Origin of the sequence: Luteimonas terrae (genome assembly GCF_031457535.1) — a bacterium.
Lineage (GTDB): Bacteria > Pseudomonadota > Gammaproteobacteria > Xanthomonadales > Xanthomonadaceae > Luteimonas > Luteimonas terrae_A.
Genome location: NZ_JAVDWO010000013.1, coordinates 85,746 through 108,872, shown reverse-complemented (window position 1 = coordinate 108,872; position 23,127 = coordinate 85,746). Strand labels below are relative to the sequence as shown.

The window sequence follows — 23,127 nt, the reverse complement described above, 5'->3', positions numbered from 1 at the left end:
GCGGCCCGCGGCCCTGCTGCGTGCTAGCGTTGGCGGTTATCCGTCCATGCGCCACCGGAGTCGCCATGTCCCAACTGTCCAAGCTCTGTCTCGCCGCCGGTATCGCCGCCGGCCTGTCGATGGGCGCCGCATCTGCCCAGGAGGCCGCCGTGTCCGATCCCCACCAGTGGCTCGAAGCCGTCACCGACGAGAAGGCGCTGGACTGGGTCCGCGCGCAGAACGCAAAGTCCGAAGCCGAACTGGCCGCGACGCCCGAATTCAAGCAGCTCGAATCCGATCTGCTGGGCATCTACGACTCCGACGACAAGATTCCCGCCGTCTACAAGCAGGGCGAGTGGTACTACAACTTCTGGCGCGACCGGAACCACGAGCGCGGCATCTGGCGCCGCACCACGCTCGAGGAATACCGCAAGCCGCAGCCGAAGTGGGAGACCGTGCTGGACCTCGACGCGCTCAACGCCGCCGAGGGCGAGAACTGGGTGTGGCACGGCGCGAGCTGTCTGCGTCCTGCCTACACGCGCTGTCTGATCGCGCTGTCGCGCGGCGGCGCCGATGCCGACGTCACGCGCGAGTTCGACGTCGCATCCAAGTCCTGGGTCGACGGCGGATTCTTCCGCGAGGAAGCCAAGGGCGCACTGGGCTGGATCGACCAGGACAACGTCTACGTCTACACCGATTTCGGCGACGGTTCGCTCACGTCGTCCGGCTACCCGCGCATCGTCAAGCAGCTCGCGCGCGGCCAGTCGATGGACCAGGCCACGCTGGTCTACGAGGGCAAGCCGGACGACATGTACATCGCCGCGATGCACGACGACACGCCGGGCTTCGAGCGCGACTACGTCAGCCGCACGTTGGCCTTCTACAATGACGAGCTCTACCTGCGCGGCGCCGATGGCCAGCTGACCAAGATCGACGCGCCGAACTCGGCCAACAAGTCCGTGCACCACGACTGGCTGATGCTGGAACTGCGCGAAGCCTGGGAGGTCGGCGGCCGCACGTATCCCGCAGGCTCGCTGCTCGCAGCGAACTTCGACGCCTTCATGGGCGGCGATCGCGCGTTCGACGTGCTGTTCGAGCCGAGCGAGACCACTTCGCTCGCCGGCGCGACGTGGACCAAGAACCACCTCGTGATCAACGTGCTCGAGGATGTCAAGAACAAGCTCACCGTGCTCACGCCGGGTGCGGACGGTTGGACGCGCAGCGCACTGGCCGGTGTGCCGGAACTCGGCACGGTCGCGGTCAGCGCCGTCGACAGCGACGAGTCCGACGCGGTGTGGATGACGGTCACCGACTACCTGACGCCGAGCACGCTGATGCTGGCCGAGGTGGGCGGCAACGCTGCGCCGGAAACGCTGAAGACGATGCCGGCGTTCTTCGACGCCAGCACGCATGAAGTCGAGCAGCACTTCGCCACGTCCAAGGACGGCACGCGTGTGCCGTACTTCCTCGTGCGTCCGAAGGACATGCAGCTCGACGGCAGCAATCCGACGCTGCTCTACGGCTACGGCGGCTTCGAAATCTCGCTGACGCCCGGCTACTCCGGCGGCGTCGGCAAGGGCTGGCTGGAAAAGGGCGGCGTGTACGCGGTCGCCAACATCCGCGGCGGTGGCGAGTACGGCCCGCGCTGGCACCAGGCGGCGCTCAAGCAGAACCGCCACAAGGCCTATGAGGACTTCGCCGCGGTCGCGCAGGACATGATCCAGCGCAAGATCACCTCGCCCGCGCATCTGGGCATCCGCGGTGGCAGCAACGGCGGTCTGCTGACCGGCAACATGCTCACTCAGTATCCGGAGCTGTTCGGCGCGGTCGTGATCCAGGTGCCGCTGCTCGACATGCAGCGTTATCACAAGCTGCTGGCGGGTGCGTCGTGGATGGCCGAGTACGGCAATCCCGACAAGCCGGAAGAGTGGGACTTCATCCGCACCTTCTCGCCCTACCACCTGTTCGATGCCACGAAGGACTATCCGCCGACGCTGATCCTGACCTCGACCCGCGACGACCGCGTCCATCCCGGCCACGCCCGCAAGATGATGGCGAAGATGTCCGAAGCCGGTCAGGACGTGCGGTATTACGAGAACATCGAGGGTGGCCACGGCGGCGCCGCGAACAACCGGCAGCAAGCGCACATGGACGCGCTCTACCTGACGTTCCTGTGGCAGCAACTGGGCAAGTGATTCGATCCCGCACCGGCCGCTTTTGCGGCCGGTGTTCTTTCTGGCGTTGCATCGGCAGCGAGTGGACCCACCTATGAAGACATCTTTCCCCCGCGCGGCGATTTTTCTGGCCGCGCCGTTCCTGACGAGCCTGAGCCTGATGAGTGTTTCTCCTGCTGCACACGCCGCCGCGCCGGTCCCGCCCGACGCCGAACAGCGCCCGCACACCGTCACTGCGCCGCACGGCGCGTCGCGCGAGGACGTCTACTACTGGCTGCGCGACGACAAGCGCGAAGACCCGGCGATGCTCGCGTATCTCAATGCCGAGAACGACTACGCCGACGCCATGCTCGCATCGATGAAGCCGGTCGAGAACACGCTGTATGACGAGATCGTCGGCCGCATCCAGCAGGACGACAGCTCGGTGCCGTACCGCGACCGCGGCTTCTGGTACTACTCGCGCTTTGAAACCGGCAAGGACTACCCGGTGCACGCGCGCCGCGCCGATCGCGCCGGTGTCGACGCGCTGTCGATCCAGGCAGCGAACGCCAAGGCCGATTTCAGCGGCGAGCAGGTCATGCTCGACGTCAATCAACTCGCCGATGGAAAGGATTACTACGCGGTCGGCGACTGGGATGTGACCCGCGACAACCGCATCCTCGCCTACGCTGACGACACCAACGGCCGCCGCCAGTACACGATCCGCTTCAAGAACCTGGAAACGGGCGAACTCTATCCAGAATCGATCCCGGGCGTGTCGGCGAACCTCGTGTGGGCCGATGACAACCGGACGCTGTTCTACGTCGAGAACGATCCGGAAACGCTGCTGACCGTGCGCGTGAAGAAGCACGTGCTCGGCACGCCGGTCGCCGATGACGTGCTGGTCTACGAAGAAAAAGACGACAGCTTCTACATGGGCATCGACCGCACGCGCGACGACAGGTACATCGTCATCGGCGTCGGCAGCACCGTGTCGAGCGAAACGCGCTACGCGCCGGCCGACAATCCCGAGACCTTCGCCGTGCTCGCGCCGCGCGCGCGCGATGTCGAATACGACGCCGACCATTACGGCGGCCGCTGGGTGATCCGCACCAATGCCGACAAGGCGACGAACTTCAAGCTCGTCACCGCGCCCAGCGATGCGACCTCGCGCCGGCAGTGGACCGACTTCGTGCCGCATCGCGACGACGTCTACATCGAAGGCTACGAACTGTTCGACGGCTTCACTGCAATCGAGGAACGCGCCGAGGCGCTGACCCGCGTGCGCGTGCTGAAGACCGACGGCAGCGATGAATTCGTGCAGGCCGACGAGCCGGCGTATGCGATGGGTCTGGCGGTGAACTCCGAGCCCGACACCGACTGGCTGCGCTACGGCTACACCTCGCTGACCACGCCGGCGACGACCTTCGAGGTCAACACCCAGACCGGCGAGCGTCGCCAGCTCAAGCAGCAGGCGGTGATCGGCTACGAGCCGTCGAACTACGTCACCGAGCGCGTGTGGACGACGGCGCGCGACGGCAAGCGCATTCCGGTGTCGCTGGTCTACCGCAAGGGCTTCGAGAAGAACGGCACCGCGGCGCTGCTGCAGTACGGCTACGGCAGCTACGGCGCGTCGATGGATCCGGGTTTCTCGGTCACCAACGTCAGCCTGCTCGACCGGGGCATGGTCTACGCGATCGCGCACATCCGCGGCGGCGAGGAGATGGGCCGCGCCTGGTACGACGACGGCAAGCTGCTCAACAAGATCAACACCTTCACCGATTTCATCGACGTCACCGACGATCTGGTGAAGCAGGGTTATGCGGCACCGGATCGCGTCGCGGCCTTCGGCGGCAGCGCCGGCGGTCTGCTGATGGGTGCGATCTCGAACATGGCACCGGAGAAGTACCGCGCGATCCTGTCGCAGGTGCCGTTCGTCGACGTGGTCACGACGATGCTCGATCCGAGCATTCCGCTGACCACCAACGAATACGACGAGTGGGGCAATCCGGAAGAGAAGCGTTACTACGACTACATCCTCGGCTACTCGCCCTACGACAACCTCGAAGCCAAGGCCTATCCGGCGATGTTCGTCGGCACCGGCCTGTGGGATTCACAGGTGCAGTACTGGGAGCCGGCGAAGTACGTGGCCAAGCTGCGCGACCTCAATACGGGCGCAGGGCCGGTGGTGTTCCGCACCAACATGGAGGCCGGCCACGGCGGCAAGTCGGGCCGCTTCCGTCGCTACCGCGAGTCGGCGGAGATGTACGCGTTCATGCTCGACCAGCTGGGCCTCCCGGCCGCGCCGTCGGCGAGGTGACGTGACCGCGGCGCGGTCGGCCAGTCCGGCCGCGCCGATTGACGCAGACGCGAGGCTTGGGCAGAATGCGCGGCTCGTCGCGGAAAGTTCCGCACGACCGATGGCTATGTAGCTCAGCCGGTTAGAGCACGTCACTCATAATGACGGGGTCGGTGGTTCGAGTCCACCCATAGCCACCAACGCGAAAGCGTCGAGAAAAAACCCGCCGGAAGGCGGGTTTTTTGTGCGCAATTGCCGGGGTTCAGTTCCAGCTTGTTCCCTGGGGCGGCGCGTGGCAGAGTCGATGCCAGTGACGCAAGTCAGTCGTATTAGGAGTCCGCATCGTGATCGATCCGGACGGGTTCAGGCCCAATGTCGGCATCGTGCTGATGCACCCGGATGGTCGTGTCTTCTGGGCGCGTCGGGTCCGGCGTGATGGCTGGCAGTTCCCGCAGGGCGGGATGAACACCGACGAGACGCCGCTCGAGGCCATGTACCGCGAGCTGCACGAGGAAACCGGGCTGTTGCCGGAACACGTCGCCGTGCTCGGCGCGACGCCCGGCTGGTTGCGCTACCGGTTGCCGCAGCGTGCGATCCGCCGCAACGACCGCATCGTCTGCGTCGGCCAGAAGCAGGTCTGGTTCCTGCTCAAGTTCGTTGGCGAAGAGGCGCATCTGCGTCTGGATCTCACCGAAACGCCTGAATTCGATCACTGGCGCTGGGTGGATTTCTGGTATCCGCTCGAACACGTGGTGATGTTCAAGCGTGGCGTCTATACCAGCGCGCTGAGCCATCTGGCCAAGTACGCCCGCCAGGTAGCCGGCGCGCAGGCCATCCCGCAGCCTGCGATCGAGCTCCGTGCGCGCAGTCGTCGCCCGCAGCGGCGGGGCCCGCGTCGTGCACCGGAGGCTGCAGTCCGTGGGCGGGATGACGGCGGCGCGGGCTGAACAGTTCTTATTTGACACTGATTCTCGTTTATGGCGGAATGGCGACTCCAGCTCTCCGCCAGGACCACAGCCTTGTACGTGTGCATCTGCAACGGCGTCACCGACTCCCAGATCCGTCAGGCGGCTGCCAATGGTTGCCGGGAAGTGAGTGAGCTGACGATGCGTACCGGTTGTGGCGCCACCTGCGGCAGCTGCCTGGACATGGCTTCTGGCCTGCTCGACGATTTCTACACCGCGCGCCGCGCGCCGGTCATCGATCTACCGCTGATCGCATCGGCCGCTTGATTCGCGCGGCTTGCGTAGCGCCGAATAATGATCACGATTCGCGTTCCGTCATCGCCGGTGACGGATCGTTAGAGTGTGCGCATTCCGCGATATCAGGAGCATCCCTCGATGAAGGGCGACGCGCAGGTCATCCGTTTTCTCAACCAGGCGCTCTACAACGAGCTCACGGCGATCAACCAGTACTTTCTGCACGCCAAGATGCTGAAGAACTGGGGCCTGGGCGAGCTTGGCAAGCGCGCCTACAAGGCGTCGATCGACGAGATGAAGCATGCCGACAAGCTGTCGGAGCGGATCCTGTTTCTCGAAGGCCTGCCGAACTTCCAGGCGCTGGGCAAGCTGCGCATCGGTGAGGCGCCGGTCGAGACGCTCGAATGCGATCTGGCGCTGGAGATGGACGGCCTGCCGACGCTGCGCGAAGGCATTGCGCATTGCGAGACGGCCGGAGATTTCGTCAGCCGCAAGCTGCTGGTCGACATCCTCGAATCGGAAGAGGAACACGTCGATTGGCTGGAAACCCAGCTCGATCTCGTCTCGCGCATCGGCGTGGAAAACTACCTCCAGAGCCAGCTCGAAGAAGATTGAGCTGTCTAGACGGCGTGCGCCCGCCTGCGGCGCACCCCGGTCTCAGGCCGTGCCCGACACCCGGCCTTCGCGCAGCATGCGCCGCGCGCGTGCGAACTCGTTGGACACCAGCGCCACGGCCACGGCTGGACGTTCCAGACTGCGCTCGCGGGCCCCGGCCTCGATTCGGCGCGCCGCGGCCGACAGCGACATGGCGCCGAGATTCGCACTCGACGATTTAAGCGAATGTGCGGCTTCGCGCAGCCCATCGTAATCCGGGCCATCGACCGCGTTTTCCAGTGCCGTGAGCAGCCGTGGCGTGTCGTCGAGGAACATGTCGACCAACCGGTCCACTTCGTCGCCGAGCACGCTGCGCAGGTCATCGAGGACTTCGTGATCGATCACCGGCGGCAACGGACCGCGCTCCGCGAGCGGCGTGGACGTGGGGCGTGCGATCGGCATCGGCTCAGCGTCCATTGCGTCCAACGTCTCGGGCACCGGCTGTGATGACCCGGTCCATTCCGTAGGCGACATCGGCTCGCTGACCACCACCGTCGCGGGCGCGTCGGGCTCGACGACGGAGGGCGCGGTTTCCGGGTCCCACCACCGGTAGATGCAGCGTTCGAGTTCGCTGCGTGTAACAGGCTTGGCGAGGTAATCATCCATGCCCGCATCCAGGCATTTCTGGCGGTCGCCGGCCATCGCGTTGGCGGTCATCGCGATGATCGGCAGGCGGCGCGCGCTGCGCTCGGCAGCTTCGTGTTCGCGCCAGCGTCGCGTCGCGGTATAGCCGTCCATCACCGGCATCTGGCAGTCCATCAGCACGATGTCGTAGCGCGACGCGTCCATGCGCAGCAACGCCGCCTCGCCATTGCTGGCGGTGTCGCAGGTGATGCCGAGCACCGACAGCAGGCGCTGCCCGACCATCAGGTTGACCGGATTGTCTTCGACCAGCAGCACGCGCGGCTTGCGCGGGCCGTCGCTGCGCGCAGTGTCGAGGGCCGCATCGCCCGGCATGGTCGGCGGCGCAGACGCGAGCCCAGGCGACGTCGCCGGCGATCCTTGAAGCGGCGTCTGCGCGGTTCCATCGGCAGACGCCACCGGCGGGAGGTCATCGAGCCCGCTCGGCAACACATAGGGCGGCTCGACCGGCGCCGGCGTACTTTCGGTGCCGAATACCGCTTCACGCAGATCGGCGTCGGGCGACTGCCGGCTCAACAGGGTCGCGCCCTGACGCAGTTCCTCCGACACCGCCTCATCGCCGTACAGGCATATCAGGCGCAGGTCGCCATAGGCCGCCTGCCGGGTCACGTTGCGATACAGCGCGACCGCGGTGTTGCGCATGCCCGCCAGATCGGCAACCACCACCGAATACGCCCACGGCGGCCCTTGGCTCGCGGCCGTACGCAGTCGGTCAAGCGCTTCCTGGGTGGTCTCCACCGAGCTCACCCGCAGCCCCCAGTTGGGCAGCAGCATGCTCAGGCGCAACCGCAGGCGCGGATCGGCGCTGAGCAGCAGCGCGCGACCGTCACGTGGGCTCGCGTCCTCGACCGGCATGTCGCCCTGGGTCTTGCGCAGCGGGATCTCGAACCAGAACGTCGAGCCGGCGCCCGGTTCCGAGTCCACGCCGATGCGGCCATCCATCAACTCGACGATGCGGCGCGAGATCGCCAGGCCCAGCCCGGTGCCGCCGTACAGGCGCGTCGTCGAGGCGTCAGCCTGGCTGAACGCCTGAAACAGCCTCGTGCGGCCTTCAGTGCTGATGCCGATGCCGGTATCGCGGACCTCGAAGCGCAGTTGATGTTGCGCCGCGGTTTCACCAAGCCGGCGCACGTGCACCGACACGCTGCCGCGCTCGGTGAACTTCACCGCATTGCTGATCAGGTTGCCGAGCACCTGGCGCAGCCGGACGGGATCCCCGCGCACCGGCAGGCGCACGCCCGGATCGATCTGCAGGCCCAGGCGCAGGCCCTTGGTCTGCGCGGCGCGCTCCATGACCTGGATCACGCCATCCATCAGCTCGCGCAGGTTGAAGCCGGTGACCTCGAGCTCGAGCTTGTTCGACTCGAGCTTCGAGTAGTCGAGGATGTCGTCAACGATGCGCTGCATCTGCTGCGATGACAGCAGCGCGGTGTGGACGAGCTCGGCGTGATCGGGCGCGAGCCTGGCATGCATCAGCAGGTCGAGCATCGGCGTGATGCCGTTGAGCGGCGTGCGGATCTCATGGCTCATCGTGGCGAGGAATTCGCCCTTGGCCATCACCGCCGATTCGGCCGCGTTCTTGGCCTGGCGGAGCTCCTTCTCCAGTTCGGTGCGCTCTTCGAGTTCGCGCTGCAGTTCACCCAGCGCCAGCTCATCCTGGCGCAAACGCTCATCCGCGGCTTCGAGTTCGCGCACGCTCTGGTGCATGTGCACGCTGACCGCGATCGATGCGCCCACCGCGATCAGCGCCAGCACTAGCGCGAGTCCCTGCCAGGGGCCGGGCACTGCGAGCGCGGCCAGGGCCATCGTCAATGCAGCGCCGGCAGCCGCCCCGAGCGCAAGCCAGCGCAGCAGCAGGGCGGACGGACGTCTGCGCGCAATCATGGCGCCTAGAGCACGGAGTGATGGAAATCGAAGTCGAGCACGTTCGCGACGCGCTGGACGAGGTTGCCCTGGATGAAATCGATACCGCTCATCCACAGCGTCGCTGCGGCCTGCGGATCCTCGACCTGCTGGCCGATCACCTGCAGCCCGAGCCGGTGTGCATGCTCCACTGCAGCGCGCATTTCGTCACGGATGCGCGGTTCGTCGAGCTGGCGGGAATAGCGTGCGGCCAGTCGCACGAAGCCGAGCGGCAGTTGCGCGAGCAGCGCATCGGCTTCTTCACTCGCGCTGTACTGGCCCAGGCACAGCTGCACGCCTGCCGGCACCATGCGCGCGCAGAAATCCTGCAACGACAACGCGTGGATCAGCGCATCGTCCTGCCGCACATCGATGACCAGCGACGCACCCGGCACGGCAGACTGTTCGATCTGCTGCAGCAGCCAGTCGGCGTAATCACCCTGGATCAGGCTGCGCGAGGACTGCGACACGAACAGCCGCATCGGGCTGCCGATGCGCTGGCGCTCGACCTGCGTGGCCAGCGCCAGTTCGACCACACGGCGGTCGATCTCGAGCAACAGGCCGGCGAGCTCGGCGGCCGGCAGCACGCGCGCCGCCGAATGCAGTTCGCCATCGCGACCACGCAGGCGCAGCAGCGTCTGGTACTGGGCCTCGTCGCCACCGGCGACCGCCACGATCGGCTGGAAGGCGAGTTCGATGCGTTGCTCGGCCAGCGCGTCACGCAGATCGTCGGCGAGGCCACCCTGGGGCTCGCCGGGCACCGCGCGGGGTACGGGCATGTGCACGGCGATGCCCACCGGCGTCCCGCGCGATTCGCGCAGGGCCTGCTCGGCCGCGGCCAGCGCACTGCCGGGTTCGTCGTAGCCGTGCGCGAGATCGGCGTAGCCGACCAGCGCGCGGAGGCGGATGGACTGGTCGGCGAGCGGGAACGGATGGCTGCCGATGCCGTCGCGCAGGCTGCGCGCCCAGGCGTCGAGATCGGTGCGCGCCACGTCCGGCGCGAAGACTAGGAAGGTGTTGTCGTTGAGGCGCGTCGCAGACGCATCGCCCACCAGCGTGCGCAGGTGGCGCCCGGCATCGGTGAGGATGGTTTCCAGGCACGCGTAGCCGTAGCGGTCGCGCAGCGCGGTGATGCCTTCGATTTCGACGAATCCGAGCGCGCCACGCGGCGCGGCGGGGATCGCCTCGGCCAGGTGTTGCAGCAGCTGCAGGCGGCTGTTGAGGCCGGTCGTCGCGTTGCGACCCGGGTCGGGCATCTGCTGCAGCGCACGGGCGCGCCGGATGCGGTTCTGCACCGCGGCGATCAGATGCCTCGGGCGCACCGGCTTGGTCAGGAAGTCGTCGGCGCCGACCTCAAGGGCTTCGAACTGCCGCTCAGGATCGTCGTCACCGGTCAGGAATACCACCGGGATATGCGCGAACGCGGCCTGGCCACGCAGCTGCGCGGTCAGTTCCGAACCGTCCATGCCGGGCATGTGCAGGTCCATCAGCACCAGATCGGGCTGGAACTCGGCCAGCGCCGCCATGAAGCCGGTGGCGACCGCCACCACACGCGCCTGCAGCCCGGCGCCGTTGAGCACGCTTTCTGCGAACAGCGCCTGGCTGGGATCGTCCTCGACGATCAGGATGCGGGGCGGTGCTTCGACCGCATCGCCGGTCTGCGAACTGGGCGCTTGGGCGCGCGCGGCCGCAGCCTCGGCAGGGTCCCCGGGCAGCGTGGGTTGACCGGCGTCGGCGACCCAGCGCCGCCAGTAGGCGGTCGGCGGAAACTCGGCGCGTTGCTTGCTGTCGGCATCGGACATAGGAGCGGCACTGTGACGCGATGTGGGGGATCAGGCAACTTTAACCGGCACGCCTTGAATCGTGGCCGCAGTTGGGCCGCGCGGGCCTTCCGCGCTGTCCTGATCAGCCGCGCACAGGCTGCGGTGCTCGACGTGAGAGGCGTCGCCACAGCCACCATGCCGCGACAGCGCAGGGCAGTGCGAACGCGGCCACCAGGGCCAGCGCGAGCCAGGGCGACACCAGAGCGAGTGACAGCGCGCCCACGGTGACGACATCTTCCGTGGTCGAGGCGGCAAGGTTGCTGACCGGCTCGGGCGAGGCATTGAGCAGCAGCCGGCTGCCGGCCTTGAGCGCATGGCTGGCGAAGGCCACGCCGGCGCCGGTGGCGAGCATCCCCGCGCCCAGGTCGCCATCGGGCGATAGTGTGGCCGCAGCAAGGAATGCGCCGGCCGGTACGCGTGCCAGCGTCTGCAGCAGATCCCAGCCCGAGTCGACGCCCGGAATCTTGTCGGCGAAGAACTCGACCAGCGCCAGCACGCCCGACACGCCCAGCACCCAGGGCGATGCGGCGGCCTCGAGCGCTGGCGGCAGGTCCAGCCAGCCGAACGCGCCCGCCAGGCCAACGCCGAACACCGTCAGGTAAGCGCGCACGCCCGCCAGCCATGCGAGCAGCACGCCGGCGGCGAACAGGTGGGCTTCGGACATCGCGACGCTCCGTGGCGAACGACAACGGGTGCACAACGCCTGCGAGTATAGGACCGGCTCCGCCTTGACGCGGCGCGACGGCGCTGGCTATACCGTGACGATGACCGACGCCCCGCCTCCTGCCGCCAAGCCCTCGACCGCCAGCCGCCGCCTGCGTGGTCCGCGCATCGTCATGACGCTCGCGGTGGTCGTGGTGGTCGCACTGCTGTTCGGCATCTGGGGCACGTGGCAGGCGTTCTCGCCGAGCTCGGACAATCCGCAGCGCGAGCTCGCCGCGCAACAGGTCGAACTCGAAGCCCTGCAGCAGCAGGTCTCCACGCTGACCCGCTCCGACCAGATCAGCCGCGACGCGAACCGTGAACTGCAGGGCACACTGGCCGAACGTGACGAGGAGATCGCCGCGCTGCGGGCCGATGTCGCGTTCTACGAACGTTTCGTCGGTGCGACCGCGCAGCGCAAGGGGCTGACCGTGCACGAATTGCGTATGCAGCCGCGCACCGACCAAGGCTGGCACTACACCGCGACGCTGACCCAGAGCCTGAGCCGCGAGGCGGCCAGCGTCGGCACGATGCGGTTGTCGGTCGAAGGGACCCGTGACGGGCGCCTGGAGACGCTGGACTGGGATCAGTTGCGCCAGCGCGACGACGCCGACCGCGTGGCGTATTCGTTCAAGTACTTCCAGCAGGTCGAGGGTGACATCGTGCTGCCGCCGGGCTTCCAGCCCCTGCGCGTCGTGGTACGGCTCGAACCGGAGCGTGGCAGCGCGGTCGAGCGGCCGTTCAGCTGGGCCGACGTGACGCCGCGTTCCGCACCGGGCGCTTGAAGCGGGGGGCACGCAGCCCCATCCTGTGTGCCATGAACGACGTGCTCACCATCGAAGGCCCCGGTTACCAGTCGCTCGAGCGTCCGCTGGATTTCACGCCCGCGGCGGCAGCCAAGGTACGTGAGCTGATCGAAGGCGAAGGCAACGCCGCGCTCAATCTGCGGGTGTATATCCAGGGCGGCGGGTGTTCGGGCTTCCAGTACGGCTTCGAGTTCGATGAGCAACGCACGGACGACGATCTGGCCGTGGTCACGGACGACGTGACGCTGGTCGTCGACCCGCTGAGCCTGCAGTACCTCATGGGTGCCTCGGTGGACTACGTCGAAAGCCTGCACGGCGCGCAGTTCACGATCCGCAACCCGAACGCCAAATCGACCTGCGGCTGCGGCAGCAGCTTCAACGTCTGAGCCGCGCCGCGCGCGTGTCGCCATTGCGACACCGCCCGGGGCGATAATCGACGCATGGACTTCAGCTTCGTCGACGCGCCGCTCGATCGCGCAGAACATCTCCGGACGGATTCCCATGCGCTGGCCCGCCTGTGGCCCGAAGCGCGTGTCCTGGTGCTCGATGCAAAGGGTGATGCTCGTGTCGATGCGCATGGCATGCCCCCTGCGCTCGATGGCACCGTGGTCGGCGCGCGGCCTGCGTCGGCGGTCTTTCTGGGATTGCATGACATGCAGGGGTGGTTCGCACTGCCCGCGATCGATGCGCCGGACGCGCTCAGTGATGCCGCGACAATCGACCTGCGCACCGCAGCCGGGCAATGGCCAATACGCGAGGCGACTGCGTTCGCGCAGGCGCGCGCGGTGCTGCATTGGCGCGATCGCCACCGTTTCTGCGGCGGATGCGGCGCACCGCTCGAATACGCACGTGCTGGCTGGTTGGGGCGCTGCACCGGCTGCGGCATCGAGCATTACCCGCGCACCGACCCGGCGGTGATCGTCGCAGTCACCGATGGGTCGCGTCTGCTGCTGGGACGCCAGGCCGCGTGGCCGGCGGGGCGCTATTCAACGCTGGCGGGCTTTGTCGAACCGGGCGAGACGCTCGAGCAGACCGTCGTGCGCGAGGTGTTCGAAGAAAGCGCGGTACGCGTGACCGCTTGCCGCTATCTCGCCTCGCAGCCGTGGCCGTTCCCGGCCTCGCTGATGCTCGGCTTCATCGCCGACGCGGGGCCCGATGCACCGCAGGTCACCGACGAACTGGAAGACGCGCGCTGGTTCGACGTCGACACGATCGGCGCCGCGCTGCGCGATGCGCATCCGGAACTGAAGCTGTCACCGAAGTCGTCGATCTCGCGCTGGCTGATCGCGCACTGGCATGCGCAGCAGACGGGCGGTGAGCCTGTCTGAGGTGTTTCGCTCAGCCCGGCGCGAGCAGGGTGAAGGGAAACCACGGCAGGTTGCGCGCGATCCAGTAAACCAGCACAAGCACGATCCACGGTTTGGGATCGGAGGCAATGCGTGCGAGGCGCTGCAGCCACGGCGGCCGCCAGCCCAGATGCCAGGCTGCGAACAGGGGGGCCAGCGCGAGCAGCGCGAACAGCAGCGGGTTCATCGAGAACGCACGCGGCAGATCGCCATGGGCCAGCGCGTGCAGGCAACGCGTCAGGCCACAGGCCGGGCAGTGCCAGCCGGTGGCGCTGTAGAACATGCACGGCGGAAACGGATTGCCGGGCGCGTTCGGATCGAAGGTGCGGAGCAGCCACGCGCCGGTCGCCGCCAGTGCCACGCCGCCGCCTGCAAGGGCGACGGTCGCAGCGCGGACGCGACGCGGCGCATGGCGGCCCGCGAGCGACATCAGCTGCCGGCCTGCATCTGATCCATGATCATCTGCCACTGCGCCATGCCGCCGCCGAGCGTGAACGAGTAGATCGTCCACAGCAGACCGACGATGCACAGGCCGGTCGTGACCCAGCACCAGACCTTGGCGGTATTCGACGCGCGCTGGGCACCGGCCAGATCGCCTTGGCCGAGCAGCGTGTTGACCTTCGCCGAGAACACGATGGCGACGATGCCCGGAATCGTGCCGACGACGCAGCACAGGCACAGCGACAGCACGGTCACGACGATCGACCAGGCGAGATAGTTGGGCACAGTGCCGGGGGCGATCGGGGAGCCGGGCAGCGGCGCCTCCGGCGTGCCGTAGGTGCCGGGTGGTGGCGGCGGAATCGAACTCATCAAAAAACTCCTTTGTGCTGCGACGGATGGGAACTGTCGGTGACCGCCGTCCGTGGACGGGGACGTCATACTGTAGCGCCAGAGGTGGCGGCTGCGGCGGCGCGGCGCACCTCAGGCGGCGTCGCCGCGCAACATCCGGACCTGCGCTTCGAGCGTGCCGGCATCGATCAACGCAGCGTCTTCGATCCGCGGTCCGGCGACGACATCAACATGCGCGCGCGCACGACGGGGCACGCGCATGCGCCCCATGCGTGAATCGCGATGGCTCCACATGCTCGACCACATGCCACGCAGTGCCATCGGTACGACCGGCACGCGCTGACCGCGGGCGGCGGCGCGTTCGAGGATGCGCTCGACACCTGATTTGAACGCGGCGATCTCACCGTCGCGGGTCAATTTCCCTTCCGGGAAGATGCCCACCAGCTCGCCCTCCGCCAGCGCCGCATCCACCGCGTCGAACGCGCGCTGCATCAGCTCGGGGTCTTCTTTCGCGCCTGCGATCGGAATCGCCTTCGCATGCCGGAAGATCCAGTGCATGCCCGGCACCTTGAAGATGCGGTAGTACATGACGAAGCGCACCGGTCGCGGAATCGCCGCCGACAGGATCAGCGCGTCCATGTAGCTGACGTGGTTGCAGACGATCAGCGCGGGGCCATCGGCCGGCACCGAAGATTCGATATCGCGCAGGCGCAACCGGTACAGCACGCGCACCAGCAGCATGCTGACGAAGCGCATCAGGAACTCGGGCACGATCGTGAAGATCCACAACGCGACGAGGCCGTTGGCGATTGCCAGCGCCAGGAACACTTGCGGAATGCTCAGGCCCGGCAACGGAATCCGCACGCCGCCAATATTGAAACCGTCCATCTGCAACAGCACGCCCAGGATCGCGGCGGTCACGATGAAGAGCGAGTTCTGGATGTTGAGCCCGGCGATCACGCGCGAGAGCTCCGACTTCGGCGTGCGGCTCTGGATCAGTGCGAACAACGGCACGACGAAGAAGCCGGTGAACATGCCGATGCCGGTCAGATCGATGACGATGCGCCAACCGGCCCAGTCGCCGAGGAACTGGGCGATCGTCAGGCCGGTTGACGGCGGCGCGCCGGGCCGCGCGAAATACAGGTCCAGCAGGAAGGCGGTGATGCCGAATGCGCCGACCGGCACCAGGCCGATCTCGACCGAGCGGCCCGACAGCTTTTCGCACAGCAGCGATCCGACGCCGACGCCGACCGAGAACAGTGCCAACGCGAAGATGTACAACGCGGTGTCGTTGGCCACGCCGCCCAGATGCAGCTCCGCGTAGGTCGGCAACTGCGCGGTCAGCACCGTGCCGACGAACCAGAACCACGACACGCCGAGGATCGCGTTGCGCACCGCGAGCTGGCGCTTGGCCAAACGCATGATCGCGCGCGATTCGGGAATCGGATTCCAGTTGACCTTGAGCTCGGGCGCGCCGGCATCGACTTTTGGAATCATCCTCGCGACCACATTGCCCGCCACCGCCAGCGCGACCACAGACAGCGCCGCCGCTTCTGGCCCGTAACTGCCGGCGATCTTGAACACCAGGCCGCCATAGATCATGCCGGCGAGGATCGCGATCGACGTGCCCATCTCGACCAGCCCGTTGCCGCCGGTGAGTTCCTCCGGGCGCAGCACCGACGGCAGGATCGAGTACTTCACCGGACCGAACAGCGTGGACTGCGTGCCGGTCAAAAACAGCGCGACCAGCAGCACCGGCATGCTCTCGAGCAGGAAGCCCGCGGCCGCGATCGACATGATCACGATCTCCATCGTCGTGGTGATGACGATGAGTTTTTGTTTTTCCACCTTCTCCGCAATCTGCCCGGCGATTGCCGAGAACAGGAAGTAGGGCAGGATGAAGAGCGCCGGCGCGAGGTTGGCATAGAGCGTGCGCTCGGACATGCTGACGCCGAGAAACAGCAGCAGCGCGATGATCGACTGGCGGTAGACGTTGTCGTTGAACGCGCCCAGGGCCTGGACGGTGAAATAGGGCAGGAAACGGCGCTGCTTCAGCAGTGCGAACTGGGATTGGCCGGACATGCGGGCTCCTGTGCGATTGCGCGGAGCCTAGCAGGCCGCAACCGATGCACAAGGCTGGCGCGATGTGCACCGGCCCTCGGAATGCGCCTGGCTAATCCGCCGAGCCGCGCGTCCGCCGCAGGCGCATGTCGTCGCGCGAGAATGCGAAGCGGTGATGCTCGGCCTGCGCGTCGATCAGGCCGGGCGCGTCATAGTGCCGGCTGCGGCTGGTCGCTTCGGGCAGTTCGATGAAGGCGGCTTCGACCGCATTGCCGGCAATATGGACCAGGCCCACGCCATGGCGCCGCGTGCGTGCGTGCTGGATGCCCGGATTGCCGTGCAGGACCACCGCGTCGAGCGCAGCGGCCAGCCGGCGCGTGGCGTCGGCCTGCGGCCCGTCGCCGGACGCGCTGCGCTCGATGATGCTGGCAAGCGTCTCCGATGACACCGCCGGCGCGGTGAACTCGACGGTTGCTGCGCTGTGCTGGGTGGCGAAGCTGGCATGGATGTCACCCGACAGCAGGATGGTGCCGCTGGCCGGATCGAAGACCTCCTCGAACAGGCGTCGGCGCTCGACCGGAAAGCCGTCCCAGTGATCGAGGTTGAGATAGAAGCGGCGCCGCATCGGCGCTGGCGCGTTGAGGGCCGGATTCGACAGGTCCAGCACCAGCGAAGTGAACGACACCGAGCTGGCCACCACCTTGAAGCGTGCGTCGCTGTCGCGCATCCGTGTCGTTAGCCAGTCGCGCTGCGCAGGCCCGTAGGGCGAGGCCGCGCCGTCGAGCGCGTGCAGCGCGGCGAACAGGTCAAAGGCATCCTGCACGACTACGTAGCGCGCGCCCAGATCGGTGAAGGCGCCGGTCTTGCCCATCGCCAGCCACGGCAGTCCGCGCGGCAGGCCGGCCGCCTCCGGCAGTGCGAGATGCGCTTCAGGCGGCGCGGCGGCGTTCCAGCCCTCGAGCAGTGGCGCCAGCGCCGGCAAGGCGATGCCGCCCGCCAGCGCCGCCTCGGTGTAGCGCTGCGCCGCGTCGTCGCCAAGTCCGGCCGCGCGCGCCGCGTGCAGCACACCCGCATGCGCCGCGGCGCGCAGCGGTGCGCGCTCCGGCGTTTCGAGCGGCACGTAGGGCACCAGCGTCGCCAGCACCTGCTCGGGGTCGAGGCCGAGGCGCGGCAGGCGCGCACGCAATGCCGGCTCGTCGAACGCCAGCGCACCGGGGAAGGCGTCTTCGGGAATCGGATGGTCCGGGCGCGCGCTGCGGTAGTCGGTGACCAGCAGATCCAGTGCGCGGCCGAAGCGCAGGCCGCGCCAGATCTGCAGGTTCGGAAACAACCGCTCGCGGGTGACCGGCAGCTGCGCGCCGTCGGCGAGCTCGAGATCCACCGGCAGGTATTCGAAGTAGGCCTGCTCGGCGTTGCGCCGGCGCTCGAGATCGCGCTCGTCGCGGGCGCCGTCGTGATAGGTGCCCACGTCCTGCCAGCAGTCGTCGGAGAATTCGTGGTCGTCCCAGATCGCGACAAGCGGCGCGCGTTCCAACAAGGCCTGCAGCACGGGATCGTCGCGGAAGGTCCGGTGCAGCTGGCGGTAGTTGTGCAGGCTGCGCGCGGCGAAATATGCGCGCCCGCCGCGCTCGAGCCGGATCGCGCCGTCGACATCCTCGAAGGTGATCGCGCGCATGTCGTCCTGCTGCTGGAACTGCGGATCGCCGGCGGTCTCGTAGATGAAATCGCCCAGATGCAGCACGAAGTCGAGCTCCTCGTCGAGCAGCGGCAGCAGGCTGTTGTACCAGCGGCCGCCGTAGTCCTGGCAGCTCATGAAGGCGAAGCGCACCGGTACGTCGGCATCCGGCGCGGGCGCGGTGCGCGTGCGGCCATGCGGCGAGGTGCGCGGCGCGGTGCCGTCGTCCTCGACGACGAAGCGGTAGTGATACGTGGTCGCGGGCGTCAGACCTTCGACCCGGACCTTGATGCAGCCGTCGCTGTCCGTCGGCGCCTGGAGCACGCGATCCACGCGCAGGCGCTCGAATGCGGCGTCCTCGGCGACCTGCACGCGGAGCCCCGTCACTGGCGAGGCGACGCGGGTCCACAACAGCACGCGGTCCGGGCGCGGATCGCCGGAGGCCACCGACTGCGGGAACAACGTGCGCGAGACGTTCCCCGGTACGTCGCGCGTGGCGCCGAGTGCAGGCAGTGCGGTGCTCGACGCGATGACGACAAGCGCGGACAGGAAGCGGCGGCGTGTGGGCGAATGCATGGGGAATTGGGCAGCGGACGAAGCGGGCATCCTGCGGCGCGCGCATGACGCTTCGATTGCGCGACCTGTTACTGCGTCCGTCATGCGGGTGTCATCGCCGGATCAAGCTGCCGCAATACGGACCGTCGATCGTGGTCGTTGCTGTTCACCACCGGGGAATCGACGTCATGCCTGTCCGTGTCCATCCACTCGTGCCACCGTTGCTCGCCGGCCTTGCATTGCTCGCCGCCACGCCGGCGATCGCGCAGTCCACGTCTTCGACGCTGCAGGAGCTGGACAAGATCGTCGTCACCGCGCAGAAGCGCGAGCAGCAGGTGCAGGACGTGCCGATCGCGATCACCGCCTATTCGGGCGAGTTTCTCGATGCGCTCGGCATTGATGGCTTCGAGCAGTTGGGCAATTACGTGCCCGGCCTGCAGACCCAGGTGCAGAGCCCCAACAATCCGGGCTTCGTGATCCGCGGCATCACCTCCGACAGCGGCGACGCCACCAGCGAACCGCGCGTCTCTGTGTTCCAGGACGGCGTGTCGATCAGCCGCTCACGCGGCTCGGTGGTCGAACTGTTCGACATGGAGCGCGTCGAGGTATTGCGCGGCCCGCAGGGCACGCTGTTCGGACGCGGAGCGCAGATCGGCGCGGTGCACCTGATCCAGAACAAGGCGCGCGCCACTTTCGGCGGCGCGTTCCGCGCCGGCTTCGGCAACTTCGACGAAACTTACTTCACCGGCCACCTCAACACGCCGCTGGTGGACGACACGCTGTACGGACGCATCGCCGTCTTCCATCAGCAGCGTGACGGCACGATCGACAATCTCGCGGGTGGCGACCTCAACGGCCGGGACACCCAGGCGATTCGCGGCGCGCTGCGCTGGGATCTCGGTGACACCGGCACGCTGGACCTGATCCTCAACCACCAGCGCGACACGCCGCCGGGCACCGCATTCCGCAGCGGCAGCATTCCGACACGCGAGGGCCGCATCGCGTTCTGGGACAGCGCCGCCGACCTCAACCGCGGCGAGGCGCTGGGCCTGGATCGCACCGTCGACAGCGCGACGCTACTCGGGGAGTTCCGCCTCAGCGACGACTGGACGCTGTCGTCGATCACCGGCTGGCGCCGTTTCGACTCTACCGAGCAGTTCGACGGTGACGGCTCGCAGGTCGACCTGCTGGAGTTCGCCGAGATCGCCGAAGGCCGCCAGTTCAGCCAGGAGATCCGCTTCAACTACGATGCCGGCGGTGCCTTCCGCGGCTTCGCAGGTGTCAGCGCGTTCGACGAATCCGGCTCGCAGCGCGTGCCCTTCAGCACCGACGAACGCAGCTTTTACGCGCTGCTGTCGCCGACGCTGACCGCGGCCACCGGCGGGCTGCTGCCGGTGGTGCCGCTGCTCAACCCGGATGGCACGCCGAACACCAGCCTGTCGGTGATCAACGTGCATCCGGCGCTGCAACAGATGCTGGGCCTGCCGGCGCTGCTGCCGCTCAAGGCGCGGCACACCGAGGAGTACGCGAACTTCGGCGACGTGCGCGCGCTGGAAGCGTTCGCCGACGGCACCTGGTCGATGACCGATCGTTTCGACTTGACCCTGGGCCTGCGCTACACCCGCGAGGAGATCACGTCGGGCTACGAGGCGCTGTACTACGGCACGCCCAGCGTGCTCGGCCTGTTCCTGCCGTCGTTCCCTGACAACGTGGCGTTCCCCAACGCGCTGTCCGCGCCCACGGCCGGGCGCCTGCAGGCATCGGATACGTTCTCGTCGGCGGTCGGGCGCGCTGTGGCGGCCTATCGGTTCGCGGACGATCTCAACGGCTATGCAAGCGTGTCGCGCGGCCGGCGTCCGGATCTGCTGCAATTCAACGACGGGGCGATCGAACAGGTCGACGCCGAAATCGTGTGGAACTACGAAATCGGCCTCAAGGGCGCGGCCAGCGACGGCCGCTTCGTTTACGACCTGGCCGCGTTCTACTACGACTACAGCAACTTCCAGGCGCAGGTGGAGAATCCGTCAGGAACGCCGTTCTTCATCACCGCCAATGGTGGCAATGCGCGCGCGGTCGGCTTCGAGGCGGCGCTGACCAACCGCTTCACCGATCGCCTCAGCGGCTTTCTCAACTACGGCTGGATCGACGCGAAGTTCAACGCGCTCGACGACGACGACAATCCGCAGTCACTGGCCGGCAACCGCTTCCGCCTGACCCCGGAGCACACGGTCGCGCTGGGCCTCGACTGGCAACTTCCGTTCGGTGCCGGCCACGCGTTCTATGTGCGGCCCAACTACAGCTGGCGTGCGAAGGTCTTCTTCGAGGACGACAATAGCCCGGCGATTTCGCAGGACGCGTTCGGGCTGCTGAACCTCAACGCCGGCGTGCGCCTGGCCGGTGGCTGGGACCTGCAGGCCTACGTGCAGAACCTCACGGATGAGACCTACCTCGTCGATGCCGGCAATACCGGCGCGCTGTTCGGCACGCCGACCTTCGTGCCCGGCAGCCCGCGCCTGTACGGGGTCCGCGTCGGCTACACGTTCTGAGGCGGGGCGGGACCTGCCGGCAGTTGCGCCTGCGATCGGGCGCCACGCCGGCAGGTCTGCATCGTCCAGTCCGGGCGCTGGGCCGCGCTCAGCCGGCGGACGCGGGGTCTTCGCGAACCGCGCGGTATCGCTGTTCGAGTTCCTGGCGGATCTCGCGCCGCTGCCGGCCCTGCTCGAAGCGGCGGCGTTCCTCGGCACTGGCCGGCTCGAGCGCCGGCACCGGCGTCGAGCGGCCGTCCTCGTCCATCGCCACCATCGTGAAGAAGCAGCTGTTGGTGTGGCGCACGGCGCGGTTGCGGATGTCCTCGGTGATGACCTTGATGCCGACTTCCATCGACGTGCGGCCGGTGTAGTTCACCGACGCGAGGAAGGTCACCAGCTCGCCGACGTGGATCGGCTCGCGGAACGTCACCTGGTCCACCGACAGCGTGACCACGTAACGGCCGGCGTAGCGACTGGCGCAGGCGTAGGCCACTTCGTCGAGATACTTCAGCAGCGTGCCACCGTGCACGTTGCCGGAGAAGTTCGCCATGTCCGGCGTCATCAGCACGGTCATGCTGAGCTGGGCATTGCCTGGGATCACGATCTAAGCCTTGGCGTTAGGGAAGGCATCAGGCGTTGCCGCGTTCGCGTTCGATCGCGCGCCAGCCGATGTCGTGGCGATGGAACTCGCCCGGCCACGAGATGCCGGCGAGCTCGCCGTAGGCGCGCGTCTGCGCGTCGGCGACAGTCTCACCCAGCGCAGCCACGCACAGTACGCGGCCGCCGGCGGTGACGGCCTGGCCGTGCGCGTCGAGCTTCGTGCCCGCATGGAACACTTTGGTGTCCTCCAGCGACGGGGTGTCCCAGGTGTTGATGACGTCGCCGGTGCGCGGCGTGCCCGGATAGTGCTCGGCGGCCATGACGACGCCGAGCGAGGGACGGGGATCCCACTGCGCCTCCACGCCATCGAGCGTGCCGTCGATCGCAGCTTCGACCAGATCCAGCAGATCGGACTGCAGACGCAGCATCACCGGCTGGGTTTCCGGATCGCCGAAGCGCACATTGAACTCGATGACCTTCGGCGCGCCCTGCGGATCGATCATCAATCCGGCATAGAGGAAGCCGGTGAACGGCACGCCGTCGGTGATCATGCCGCGCACGGTCGGCTCGACGACCTCGCGCATGACCCGCGCGTGCACCTCGGGCGTGACCACCGGCGCCGGCGAATACGCACCCATGCCGCCGGTGTTGGGGCCGGTGTCGCCATCGCCGACGCGCTTGTGGTCCTGGCTGGTCGCCATCGGCAGTGCGGTCTTGCCGTCGACGATCGAGATGAAGCTCGCCTCCTCGCCGTCAAGGAATTCTTCGATCACCACGCGCGCACCGGCCGCGCCGAAGGCGTTGCCCGACAGCATGTCGGTGATCGCGGCTTCCGCCTCTTCCAGCGACATCGCGACGATCACGCCCTTGCCCGCAGCCAGGCCGTCGGCCTTGATGACGATGGGCGCGCCGTGCTGACGCACGTACTCGATCGCGGTGTCGGCATCGGTGAATACCGAATAGCCGGCCGTCGGAATCGCGTGCCGCGCGAGGAAGTCCTTGGCGAAGGCCTTGCTGCCTTCGAGCTGTGCGGCGGCCGCGGTGGGCCCGAAGATGCGCAGACCTGCCTCACGGAAACGATCGACGACGCCGGCGACCAGCGGCGCCTCGGGGCCGACGACGGTCACGTCGACATTCTCGGATTTCGCCAGCGCCAGCAGCGCATCGAGATCGGTTGCCGCGACGTCCACGTTGCGGCAGCCCGCTTCGCGCGCGATGCCTGCATTGCCCGGCGCGACCAGCACCTCGCCGACCCGCGGTGATTGCGCGAGCTTCCACGCCAGCGCGTGTTCGCGACCGCCGGAACCGATGACGAGGACCTTCTTCATGCGCAGCAGACCGGATGCAAAGGGGAGACCAGTTTACGGCGTCGCAGCGCCCCTCGCTGCGCGCGGGCCGTGGCAGCGCGGCACTG

General features: G+C 67.5%; 18 protein-coding genes and 1 tRNA gene. 10 read left to right on the top strand and 9 right to left on the bottom strand.

Annotation, left to right across the window (positions count from 1 at the left end; genetic code table 11):
• Positions 1–65: 65 nt before the first annotated feature.
• The 6 genes from J2W68_RS14870 (at position 66) to bfr (ending at position 6,245) form a co-directional block, all read left to right on the top strand.
• A complete protein-coding gene (locus tag J2W68_RS14870) occupies positions 66–2,174 on the top strand; it encodes a prolyl oligopeptidase family serine peptidase (protein WP_310237244.1) in 2,109 nt (702 codons plus the stop codon).
• A gap of 73 nt (positions 2,175–2,247) precedes the next feature.
• Positions 2,248–4,452, top strand: coding sequence for a S9 family peptidase (locus J2W68_RS14865; RefSeq protein ID WP_310237241.1), 2,205 nt, complete (start codon positions 2,248–2,250; stop codon positions 4,450–4,452).
• Between the two features lie 102 nt (positions 4,453–4,554).
• Positions 4,555–4,631 (top strand) — tRNA-Met (locus tag J2W68_RS14860).
• Positions 4,632–4,775: 144 nt separating this feature from the next.
• Positions 4,776–5,378 (top strand): RNA pyrophosphohydrolase, encoded by a 603-nt coding sequence (locus J2W68_RS14855; protein WP_310237237.1) that lies wholly within the window; start codon positions 4,776–4,778, stop codon positions 5,376–5,378.
• A 72-nt stretch (positions 5,379–5,450) separates the two neighbouring features.
• Positions 5,451–5,663, top strand: a complete 213-nt coding sequence (locus tag J2W68_RS14850) for a (2Fe-2S)-binding protein (RefSeq protein WP_310237234.1) — start codon at positions 5,451–5,453, stop codon at positions 5,661–5,663.
• Between the two features lie 108 nt (positions 5,664–5,771).
• Entirely contained in the window at positions 5,772–6,245 is a 474-nt protein-coding gene (gene bfr, locus J2W68_RS14845) for a bacterioferritin (RefSeq protein ID WP_310237231.1), read from the top strand.
• Between the two features lie 42 nt (positions 6,246–6,287).
• On the opposite strand, the gene J2W68_RS14840 is transcribed toward bfr, so the two are convergent.
• From J2W68_RS14840 to J2W68_RS14830, 3 genes are all read right to left on the bottom strand, one after another.
• On the bottom strand, positions 6,288–8,810 hold the full coding sequence (locus tag J2W68_RS14840; protein ID WP_310237227.1) for an ATP-binding protein: 2,523 nt from the start codon (positions 8,808–8,810) through the stop codon (positions 6,288–6,290).
• A 5-nt stretch (positions 8,811–8,815) separates the two neighbouring features.
• Positions 8,816–10,630, bottom strand: a complete 1,815-nt coding sequence (locus J2W68_RS14835) for an EAL domain-containing protein (RefSeq protein WP_310237224.1) — start codon at positions 10,628–10,630, stop codon at positions 8,816–8,818.
• Between the two features lie 103 nt (positions 10,631–10,733).
• On the bottom strand, positions 10,734–11,315 hold the full coding sequence (locus J2W68_RS14830; RefSeq protein ID WP_310237221.1) for a DUF4126 domain-containing protein: 582 nt from the start codon (positions 11,313–11,315) through the stop codon (positions 10,734–10,736).
• A gap of 100 nt (positions 11,316–11,415) precedes the next feature.
• Here J2W68_RS14830 and J2W68_RS14825 point away from each other — a divergent pair, with 100 nt between their 5' ends.
• From J2W68_RS14825 to nudC, 3 genes are read left to right on the top strand one after another with little or no spacing between them, the layout of a single operon-like run.
• Positions 11,416–12,138 carry a DUF6776 family protein gene (locus tag J2W68_RS14825; RefSeq protein WP_310237218.1) on the top strand — a complete coding sequence of 241 codons (723 nt, stop codon included), beginning with the start codon at positions 11,416–11,418 and terminating at the stop codon, positions 12,136–12,138.
• A gap of 32 nt (positions 12,139–12,170) precedes the next feature.
• Positions 12,171–12,545 carry an iron-sulfur cluster insertion protein ErpA gene (gene erpA / locus J2W68_RS14820; protein ID WP_232117933.1) on the top strand — a complete coding sequence of 125 codons (375 nt, stop codon included), beginning with the start codon at positions 12,171–12,173 and terminating at the stop codon, positions 12,543–12,545.
• Positions 12,546–12,599: 54 nt separating this feature from the next.
• Positions 12,600–13,487 (top strand): NAD(+) diphosphatase, encoded by an 888-nt coding sequence (gene nudC / locus J2W68_RS14815; protein ID WP_310237215.1) that lies wholly within the window; start codon positions 12,600–12,602, stop codon positions 13,485–13,487.
• A 10-nt stretch (positions 13,488–13,497) separates the two neighbouring features.
• Here nudC and J2W68_RS14810 read toward each other — a convergent pair whose 3' ends face one another.
• The 4 genes from J2W68_RS14810 to J2W68_RS14795 all read right to left on the bottom strand — a co-directional run bounded on the left by J2W68_RS14810 (position 13,498) and on the right by J2W68_RS14795 (position 18,606).
• A complete protein-coding gene (locus J2W68_RS14810; protein ID WP_310237212.1) occupies positions 13,498–13,935 on the bottom strand; it encodes a DUF2752 domain-containing protein in 438 nt (145 codons plus the stop codon).
• Positions 13,935–14,315, bottom strand: coding sequence for a CD225/dispanin family protein (locus J2W68_RS14805; RefSeq protein WP_310237209.1), 381 nt, complete (start codon positions 14,313–14,315; stop codon positions 13,935–13,937). The genes J2W68_RS14810 and J2W68_RS14805 overlap by 1 nt, the downstream gene beginning before the upstream one ends.
• A gap of 111 nt (positions 14,316–14,426) precedes the next feature.
• Complete coding sequence (locus J2W68_RS14800) at positions 14,427–16,376, bottom strand: MFS transporter (RefSeq protein ID WP_310237206.1); 1,950 nt, start codon at positions 16,374–16,376, stop codon at positions 14,427–14,429.
• Between the two features lie 91 nt (positions 16,377–16,467).
• Entirely contained in the window at positions 16,468–18,606 is a 2,139-nt protein-coding gene (locus tag J2W68_RS14795) for an alkaline phosphatase D family protein (RefSeq protein WP_310237202.1), read from the bottom strand.
• 167 nt (positions 18,607–18,773) lie between these two features.
• Between J2W68_RS14795 and J2W68_RS14790 the strand changes: the two genes are divergently transcribed.
• Positions 18,774–21,131, top strand: a complete 2,358-nt coding sequence (locus tag J2W68_RS14790) for a TonB-dependent receptor (RefSeq protein WP_310237199.1) — start codon at positions 18,774–18,776, stop codon at positions 21,129–21,131.
• Positions 21,132–21,219: 88 nt separating this feature from the next.
• Here the strand turns inward: J2W68_RS14790 and J2W68_RS14785 are convergent, their stop codons facing one another.
• Complete coding sequence (locus J2W68_RS14785) at positions 21,220–21,687, bottom strand: acyl-CoA thioesterase (protein WP_430539746.1); 468 nt, start codon at positions 21,685–21,687, stop codon at positions 21,220–21,222.
• Between the two features lie 55 nt (positions 21,688–21,742).
• Positions 21,743–23,041, bottom strand: a complete 1,299-nt coding sequence (gene purD, locus J2W68_RS14780) for a phosphoribosylamine--glycine ligase (RefSeq protein WP_310237196.1) — start codon at positions 23,039–23,041, stop codon at positions 21,743–21,745.
• Between the last annotated feature and the right edge of the window lie 86 nt (positions 23,042–23,127).